The 7,439-nt window shown below is 71.3% G+C and carries 8 protein-coding genes; 4 read left to right on the forward strand and 4 right to left on the reverse strand.

Translation table 11 applies throughout. The features are described from left to right. Positions 1-2,232, forward strand: a 2,232-nt coding sequence (locus tag ABNT58_RS21850) for an aminotransferase class V-fold PLP-dependent enzyme (protein WP_348755517.1), incomplete at its 5' end; no start/stop codon positions are given. 4 nt (positions 2,233-2,236) lie between these two features. On the opposite strand, the gene ABNT58_RS21855 is transcribed toward ABNT58_RS21850, so the two are convergent. Both ABNT58_RS21855 and ABNT58_RS21860 read right to left on the reverse strand, forming a co-directional pair. Further along, positions 2,237-2,716, reverse strand: coding sequence for an Lrp/AsnC family transcriptional regulator (locus ABNT58_RS21855; RefSeq protein WP_348755518.1), 480 nt, complete (start codon positions 2,714-2,716; stop codon positions 2,237-2,239). Positions 2,717-2,725: 9 nt separating this feature from the next. After that, a complete protein-coding gene (locus ABNT58_RS21860) occupies positions 2,726-3,697 on the reverse strand; it encodes a LysR family transcriptional regulator (protein ID WP_348755519.1) in 972 nt (323 codons plus the stop codon). Between the two features lie 161 nt (positions 3,698-3,858). On the opposite strand from ABNT58_RS21860, the gene ABNT58_RS21865 reads away from it, so the two are divergent. From ABNT58_RS21865 to ABNT58_RS21875, 3 genes are all read left to right on the forward strand, one after another. Next, positions 3,859-4,833 (forward strand): tripartite tricarboxylate transporter substrate binding protein, encoded by a 975-nt coding sequence (locus ABNT58_RS21865; protein WP_348755520.1) that lies wholly within the window; start codon positions 3,859-3,861, stop codon positions 4,831-4,833. A gap of 79 nt (positions 4,834-4,912) precedes the next feature. Continuing rightward, positions 4,913-6,277, forward strand: coding sequence for an amidohydrolase family protein (locus tag ABNT58_RS21870; RefSeq protein ID WP_348755521.1), 1,365 nt, complete (start codon positions 4,913-4,915; stop codon positions 6,275-6,277). After that, positions 6,274-6,699: a heme-binding protein gene (locus ABNT58_RS21875; protein WP_348755522.1), complete on the forward strand. Its 426-nt coding sequence runs from the start codon at positions 6,274-6,276 to the stop codon at positions 6,697-6,699. Before ABNT58_RS21870 ends, ABNT58_RS21875 begins: the two co-directional genes overlap by 4 nt. A gap of 36 nt (positions 6,700-6,735) precedes the next feature. Here ABNT58_RS21875 and ABNT58_RS21880 read toward each other — a convergent pair whose 3' ends face one another. Together ABNT58_RS21880 and ABNT58_RS21885 are read right to left on the reverse strand one after the other, a co-directional pair. Continuing rightward, on the reverse strand, positions 6,736-7,038 hold the full coding sequence (locus ABNT58_RS21880; RefSeq protein WP_348755523.1) for a helix-turn-helix domain-containing protein: 303 nt from the start codon (positions 7,036-7,038) through the stop codon (positions 6,736-6,738). Between the two features lie 35 nt (positions 7,039-7,073). Further along, positions 7,074-7,421 (reverse strand): DUF3325 family protein, encoded by a 348-nt coding sequence (locus tag ABNT58_RS21885; protein ID WP_348755524.1) that lies wholly within the window; start codon positions 7,419-7,421, stop codon positions 7,074-7,076. Positions 7,422-7,439 lie beyond the last annotated feature (18 nt).

Below are 7,439 nucleotides of genomic sequence, written 5' to 3' on the forward strand. Positions count from 1 at the left end.
CCCGTGCTGCCGCAGGCCCGTGCCGCGGCGCTGGCCGCGATGCAGGCCGACTTCGGCAACCCCAGCAGCACCCACATCGCCGGCCTGAAGGCCCGCGCCATCCTCGACGCGGCCCGGGCTGCGGCGCACCGGGTGCTGGGTGTGGACAGCGGGCGCATCGTCTTTACCAGCGGCGCGACCGAAGGCATCCAGACGGCGGTGCTGTCGGCCCTGGTGCACCTGCGCGCGCAGGCCGGGCGCCCTGCACCGCAGATGCAGCTTCTGGTGGGGGCCACCGAACACAAGGCCGTGCCTGAAGCGCTGAAGCACTGGTGCGGCGTGCTGGGCCTGGCGCTGCCGATCCGCGTCATTCCGGTGGGGCCTGATGGCCGGCATGACCTGGCCTGGCTACAGGCCCAGGCGCCGACGGCCGGGCTGGTGTGCACCATGGCCGCCAACAACGAAACCGGCGTCATCAGCGACCTGGACGGCATCGCCCAGGCGCTGCAGGGCAGCCCGGCCCTGTGGCTGGTGGACGGCGTGCAGGCCCTGGGCAAGCTGCCGCTGCGCCTGGCCGAGCGGCGCATCGACTACGCGCCGTTCTCCGGCCACAAGCTGTATGCGCCCAAGGGCACCGGCCTGCTGTACGTGCGGCAAGGCGCGCCCTTCACGCCGCTGCAGGCCGGCGGTGGCCAGGAATCGGCGCTGCGCGCCGGCACCGAGAACATGCCCGGCATTGCCGCCCTGGGGGCGGTGCTGCAGGCACTGGAAGCGGGCGAGGCCTTTGGCGATGCGCCCACGCTGGCCAGCTACCGCGCGCGGCTGACCGCAGCGCTGACCGATGCGCTGCCGGGCCTGGTGTTCAACGCGCCGCCCTCGGCCTGCCTGCCGACCACGCTGAACTTCTCGGTGCCGGGCGTGGCCTCGCGCCGGCTGCTGGACGTGTTCGATGCCGCCGGTCTGCGCATGAGCGGCGGCTCGGCCTGCAGCGCCGGCACACCCGCGCCCAGCCCGGTGTTGCTGGCCATGGGGTTGACGCCGGCGCAGGCCGCCTCGGCCGTGCGCCTGTCCTTCGGCGCCGCCGAAAGCGCGGCCACCATCGACGAGGCCTGCGCCCGCATCCGCGCCTGCGGCGAGGCTTTGCGCACCCATTGCGCGCTGCCGGCGCTGGCGCCTGCGCGCGGCACGCCGCCGCTGCTCAACCGCTTCGTGGTGGACGGTGCCTGCTGCTATCTGTTGGCCGATGCCGCCAGCCGCCAGTGCCTGGTGATCGACCCGCTGCCCGAGCTGACCGACGAACTGGTGCGCTGGGTGCAATGCCGCGAGCTGAAGGTGGCCGCGGTGCTGGACACCCACAGCCATGGCGACCATGCGTCGTCGGCCGGCGCGCTGCGGGCGGCGCTGGGCGCGCGCGGGCCCGGCCCTGCCGCGGTCGATGCACTGGGCTGGCCGGCCGGCCAGGATGGCCTTGCCCTGGGTGCGCTGACGCTGAGCCGGCTGGCGCTGCCCGGCCACACGCTCGACGCCACGGCCTACCTGCTGCACGGCGCCGATGGCCGGCTGACCTGCGCCTTCGTCGGCGATACCGTGCTGCCCGGTGCGCTGGGCCGCAGCGACTTTGAACAAAGCGCGCCGCTGGCCTATGCCGACTCGTTGCGGCGGCTCGACCAGGCCGTGGGCCGCCACACGCTGCTGCTGCCCGGTCACGACTACGACGACCAGCAGGCCTGCACCCTGGCCGGCGAGCTGCCGATGCAGCCCTTGCTGCACGGCGCGCTGGCAGGGGCGTTGAGCGACGAAGCCTTTGCCACGCGCAAGGCCGAGATCGAGCGCGACCTGTCGCCCACGGCCTACCAGACCATGGCCTGCGGTGCCCGCGTCGACGGCTGCGCGCGAGCCGAGCCCGTGGGCCTGCCGCCCGAGCGGCTGCTGGCGCTGATGCGCGAGACCCCCACGCCGGTGCTGGTGGACGTGCGCGAAGCCACCGAGCAGCAGATGGGCGCACTGCCGCTGCCGCCGGCGGCGCAGCCGTGTGAACAGGTGCCGCTGCCCGAGCTGCTCAATGCCTTGCCGCGCTGGCTGCGGCTGCCGGGCGGCACGCCGGTGGTGTTCTATTGCCGCAGCGGCAACCGCAGCGCCCAGGCGGCGCGCGCGCTGCGCCGGCTGGGCCATGCCAACGCCTGGAGCCTGGCCGGCGGGCTGGCGCTGTGGCCCCGAGCGGCGGCGGAGCAGGCCGAGGCCTTGCCGGCCTGACCGATCAGCCGGCGTACTTCAGCGGCAGGCAGGTGGTGTACTTGAGCTGCTCCATCGCAAAGCTGGAGCTGACGTCGTGCAGCTGGGTGCCGGCGATCAACCGCTTGTACACCGCGTCGTAGGCCTTGATGTCGGGCACCACCACGCGCAGCAGGTAGTCCACGTCGCCGCTCATGCGGTAGAACTCCACCACCTCGGGAATCGCCTCGCAGGTGGCGCGAAAGCGCTCGAACCATTCTTCGGTGTGCACCGCGGTGCGGATGCTGACGATCACCGTCACCCCGACGTTGATCTTCTCCGGGTCCAGCAGCGTCACCTGGCGGGTGATCACGCCCGCCTCCTTCAGCCGCTGCAACCGCCGCCAGCACGGCGTGTTGGACAGACCCACCGCCTCGGCCAGCTGCGCCAGCGGCGTGGTGGCATCGGCCTGCACCAGCTCCAGCAGCTTGCGGTCGATCGTGTCCAGCGAGATGTGTTCAGCCATGCGGCGGGATTACACCACCGGGGCCAGGCCCGGCCGCGTCGCAGCAGCGGGCGGGGCGCTCACAGGCATCGCATGGAAGACGCGGCCGGCGGCCTCGCGCAGCAGTGCGCGCAGCCACAGCAGGCCGGGGTCGCGGGTGCGGTAGCGGTGCCATTGCATCGCCATCTCGATGCTCGGCATGGGCACCGGCATGGGCATCAGCACGATCGGCAAGGCCGGCTCGACACGCCGCGCCAGGCAGGCGTGCACGGTGGCGATGAGTTCGGTGCCCACCACCAGGAAGGGCAGCATCGCAAAGCTGTAGGTGCTCACCTCCACCTGGCGGTGGATGTTGCACTGCTGCACGAACCAGCTGTCGAACAGGGGCTGGTCGGCGTCCACCGGCTGCATCACCACATGCCGCGCATTGGCGTAGCGCTGCGCATTGACGCCCACCCGCGCATGGCTGCTGTCCTTCCAGACGGCGCACACGAACTCGTCATGGAACAGCAGGTCGGTCGGGTGGTCGGCCGAGCAGAAGGCCTGGGGCACCACCAGCAGATCGGCCTCGCCACGTTCCAGGGCCCGCGCGGGCTGCGGCGTGTGCGGCAGCAGCCGCCAGCGCACCCGGCTGCGCTGGCGTGACGCCAGGGCCAGCGCTTCGGGCATCAGCACCTCCATCGCGTAGTCGGAGACGAAGATCTTGAACTCGCGGCTGGACGAGGTGCAGTCGAACTCGGGCTGCGCCGACAGCGAGGTCTCGATGCGCACCAGCACGTCCCGCACCGCTTCGCACAGCACGGTGGCGCGGGGCGTCAGCTCCATCTGCCGACCCACCTGCACCAGCAGATCGTCCTCGAAGTAGTCGCGCAGCCGACCCAGCGCATTGCTCATCGCCGACTGCGACAGATGCACCCGCTCGGCCGCCCGCGTGATGCTGCACTCGGTCAGCAGCGCATCCAGGCAGACCAGCAGGTTCAGGTCGAGCTTGTTGAATCGCATGGTGAAGGGTTATCCCCCAATGTATGGGCCGCGTCGATGTGCGCCATGGATACAGACCATTTTGCGTCAGCGCCGCCCTTGCTTAGCCTCGCTCCCCATAGCGGCCCGGCCAGTGCGGGCCCGACAAGCACAAGCGGGAGGTGACCGGCATGAGGACATCGATGAGCACCGCAGCGCACGCCTTGTCGCGTCGCCGGGTGCTGCTGGCGCTGGGCGCGCTGGCGGGCGTGAACCTGGCCTTTGCGCAAGGCTACCCGAGCCGGCCGGTGCGCCTGATCGTGCCCGCACCGGCGGGCACCTCGCCCGACGTGATGGCCCGGGCCTGGGGCGAGGCCTTTGCCAGGGCCACCGGCCAGCCGGTGGTGGTGGAGAACAAGCCGGGCGCCAGCACCATGATCGCGGCGCAGGCGGTGGCCGGCGCGCCCGCCGACGGCTACACGCTGCTCTACACCTTCAACAACACCTTCTCGATCAATCCGTGGGTGTTCAGGAAGATGCCCTACAAGGCCGACGACTTCACGCCCATCAGCCGCATCCTGTCGGTGCCTTATGTGCTGCTGGTTTCCAGCGACTCACGCATCCGCAGCCTGCAGCAGCTGGTGGCCGAAGCGCGGGCGCATCCGGGCACGCTGAACTACGCCAGCGCCGGCATCGCCAGCGGCTTTCATGTGGTGATGGAGCGGCTGCTCAATGCCGCGGGCGTCAAGATGACGCATGTGCCCTACAAGGACTCCTTCCTGACGGACCTGATGGGCCAGCGCGTCGATGTGGCCTTCGATGCCAGCACCGGCGCCATTGCCCAGGTCAGGGCCGGCAAGCTGCGGGCGCTGGCGGTGTCCAGCGCGCGGCGCATCGAGGCGTTGCCCGAGGTGCCGGCGATCGCCGAAACCTACCCCGGCTTCGTCGGCGATTCCTCGCATGGTCTGTTCGCGCCCCGCGGCACGCCGGCCGCGGTGGTGGCGGCGCTGGAGGCGCAGACGCAGCGCATCGTCGCCGCCGCTGAATTCCAGGCGAGCTTGCGCGAGGTGTCGCTCACGCCCGTGGGCAGCTCGGCAGAACAGTTCCGGCAGTTTCTGGCCGCCGATGCCCAGGCCTGGGGCCAGGTGGTGCGCGACAACGGCATCCGGCTGGATTGAGCATGCCGACCCGACCCCTCACACCCCAGCCCCGACCCCAGCCCCGACCCCGTCCCCGGGCCGGGCAGGAGAACACCTGATGGCCCTGCACCTTCATTGCCAACGCCTGTTCACCGGGCTCGACGACACGCTGCACCACGACCAGACCGTGGTGATCGAGGGCGGGCTCTTCCGCTGGGTGGGCCCGCGGGCGCAGGCACCCGCGCCGCAGCCGGGCGACACCCAGGCCGATGCCGGCCCCCACTTCGTGATGCCGGGCCTGGTGGACGTGCACACCCACCTGGTGTTCGGCAATGCCCGCAGTGAGGAGGACATCGACCTGGGCTGCACGGCCGAATTCCGCGCCTTGCGCGGCCTGTTCTTCGCACAGCGGGTGCTGGCCGCGGGCTACACCTCGGTGGTGGTGCCGGGCGACGCGGGCAGTTGCAGCATCTCGGTGCGCGATGCCATCCGCGCCGGGCTGTTCGATGGTCCGCGCATCGCGGCCAGCAGCCACGTGGTGGCCAACCGCCACAGCCTCAACGACTGGTTCCCCGAGCACGTGGGCACGCCGGACTATTTCACCGGCCGGCTGTGCGAAACCCGCGATGCGCAGCTGCAGGAGGTGCGTCGCCAGGCCAAGGCCGGGGTGGACTTCATCAAGCTCGCGCTCGACGGCACGCACCTGCGCGCCGACGGCACGCACATCGCCGCCTTCACGCAGGAAGAGGTCTCGGCCATGGTGGGCGAGGCGCACCGCCTGGGCAAGAAGGTGGCCACCCACGCCTACGGGAAAGAGGCGGTGCTGCAGGCCGCGCGGGCCGGCGTCGACCTGGTGTTCCACGCCTTTTTCGCCGACGACGAATGCGCCGAGGCCTTGCTGGCCGCCGGATCGGCGGTGGCGCCCACGCTCACCTTCCTGCGCAACAACATCGAGTTCAGCCAGCCGCACGAGCCTTCGCGGACCTCGGGCTACCTGGCCATGCAGCAGCGCGTGGTCGAAGTCGGCTGCCACAACCTGCGCCGCCTGAAAGCGGCCGGTGTGCCCTTCATGACCGGCAGCGATGCGGGCTTTGCCATCACGCCGTATGGCGAATGGCATGCGCGCGAGATCGGCATCCTGGTGGACTGGCTGGGCTTCACGCCGGCCGAGGCGTTGCGCGCGGCCACCGCCGTCTCGGCGCGCTTGATGCCGCGCGGCCGCCCCGGCACGCCCGCCGGGGCGGCCACCGGCGCCATCGAGGCGGGCCGGCAGGCCGACTTCATCTTCGTCGACGGCGACCCGCTGAGCGATGTGGGCGTGCTGCTGCAGCCGGGCGCGGTGACCGCGGTGCACGTGGGCGGCCGGCGCCTGCAGCCCGAGCTGCGGCAGTACGACCGCTGGGCCGTCAGCGACTTCAACACCCTGAAGTGGAACGATCTCTACACCCGCGAGCGTGTCGCCGCGCTGCAACCCCAACCATGAAACTCGACACTGCACTGTCCATCGCACGCGCCACGCTGGCCGAAGGCCAGGCCCGTGGCTGCGCACCGCTCACCGCTGCGGTGCTGGACGCCGGCGGCCATCTGGTGGCGCTGCTGCGGGCCGACGGCAGCAGCCTGCTGCGGCCCCAGATCGCCACCGGCAAGGCCTGGGGCGCGCTGGGCCTGGGCTTCGGCGGGCGTGAGCTGGCGCGCCGCGCCGAGCGCATGCCGGCCTTCTTCCATGCGCTGTCGGACCTGTCCGGGGGCCACATGGTGCCGGTTCCCGGCGGTGTGCTGGTGCGCGATGCCGCCGGCCTGCTGGTGGGCGCGGTCGGGGTCAGTGGCGACACCTCGGAGCAGGACGAGGCCTGCGCCGTGGCCGCCGTGCAGGCCGCCGGCCTGCAGGCCGACACCGGCGCCTGAGGACGGGCAACTCGCCGCCAAGTGCTGCCGCAATGTCTACGACAGCGCCTCGCGCACCACCTCGGGATGCTTGCGCGCAATGCGGATGAGGGCCTGCGCCGCACCCGACGGTGAGCGACGCCCCTGTTCCCACTCCTGCAGCGTGCGCTTGGAGATGCTCAGTGCAGATGCAAACTCCGACTGGGACAAACCGGTGCTCTGACGTGCCTGCACGACCTCGTTGACTTCCATCTCGGTCACGCGCGCGAATTCACGCGCCTTCATCTCCCGCACCGACTGAAGCAGCTTTTGCCCGAGTGCTTCAGCGGAACCGGTGGCAGCCTTCTTACGGGTGGTCATCTTCCATCTCCCTGGACGTGTCGCGGAAGAATAGGTCAAAGACCTCTGCGGCAAGCGCTGCTGCTCGATGCCTGCCTGGACCCCACCAACCACCCCACCCACCGCGGCCGCCAGGCCAGCAGCAGGGCCAGGCTGATCGCGGCGACGGCCAGGGACATCACCCACACCAGCGCGGCCATCGACGGGTGGTCGGCGGCCAGGCACAGGGCCAGCGAGGCGGCCAGGGCCAGCGCGCCCAGCGTGCGCAGCACGCGGGCGGTGGCGGGCGCAGGGGCCAGCGTGGGGCGCACCTGCTGCCAGTGCGCCTCCATCGCCAGCGCCAGCCAGCCCAGGCCGATGAAGCTGCACAGCAGCGCTGCGGCCAGCAGTGCGGACTCAGGCATGGCCGGCCTCCGGCATCA

This window comes from uncultured Aquincola sp. (assembly GCF_964001545.1).
Classification (GTDB): Bacteria; Pseudomonadota; Gammaproteobacteria; order Burkholderiales; family Burkholderiaceae_C; genus Aquincola.

Excerpts from the sequence above, each read along its gene's own strand:
- ABNT58_RS21855 (WP_348755518.1), bottom strand. The coding sequence starts at position 2,716 with ATGGCTGAACACATCTCGCTGGACACGATCGACCGCAAGCTGCTGGAG.
- ABNT58_RS21860 (WP_348755519.1), bottom strand. The coding sequence starts at position 3,697 with ATGCGATTCAACAAGCTCGACCTGAACCTGCTGGTCTGCCTGGATGCG.
- ABNT58_RS21865 (WP_348755520.1), top strand. The coding sequence starts at position 3,859 with ATGAGCACCGCAGCGCACGCCTTGTCGCGTCGCCGGGTGCTGCTGGCG.
- ABNT58_RS21870 (WP_348755521.1), top strand. The coding sequence starts at position 4,913 with ATGGCCCTGCACCTTCATTGCCAACGCCTGTTCACCGGGCTCGACGAC.
- ABNT58_RS21875 (WP_348755522.1), top strand. The coding sequence starts at position 6,274 with ATGAAACTCGACACTGCACTGTCCATCGCACGCGCCACGCTGGCCGAA.
- ABNT58_RS21880 (WP_348755523.1), bottom strand. The coding sequence starts at position 7,038 with ATGACCACCCGTAAGAAGGCTGCCACCGGTTCCGCTGAAGCACTCGGG.
- ABNT58_RS21885 (WP_348755524.1), bottom strand. The coding sequence starts at position 7,421 with ATGCCTGAGTCCGCACTGCTGGCCGCAGCGCTGCTGTGCAGCTTCATC.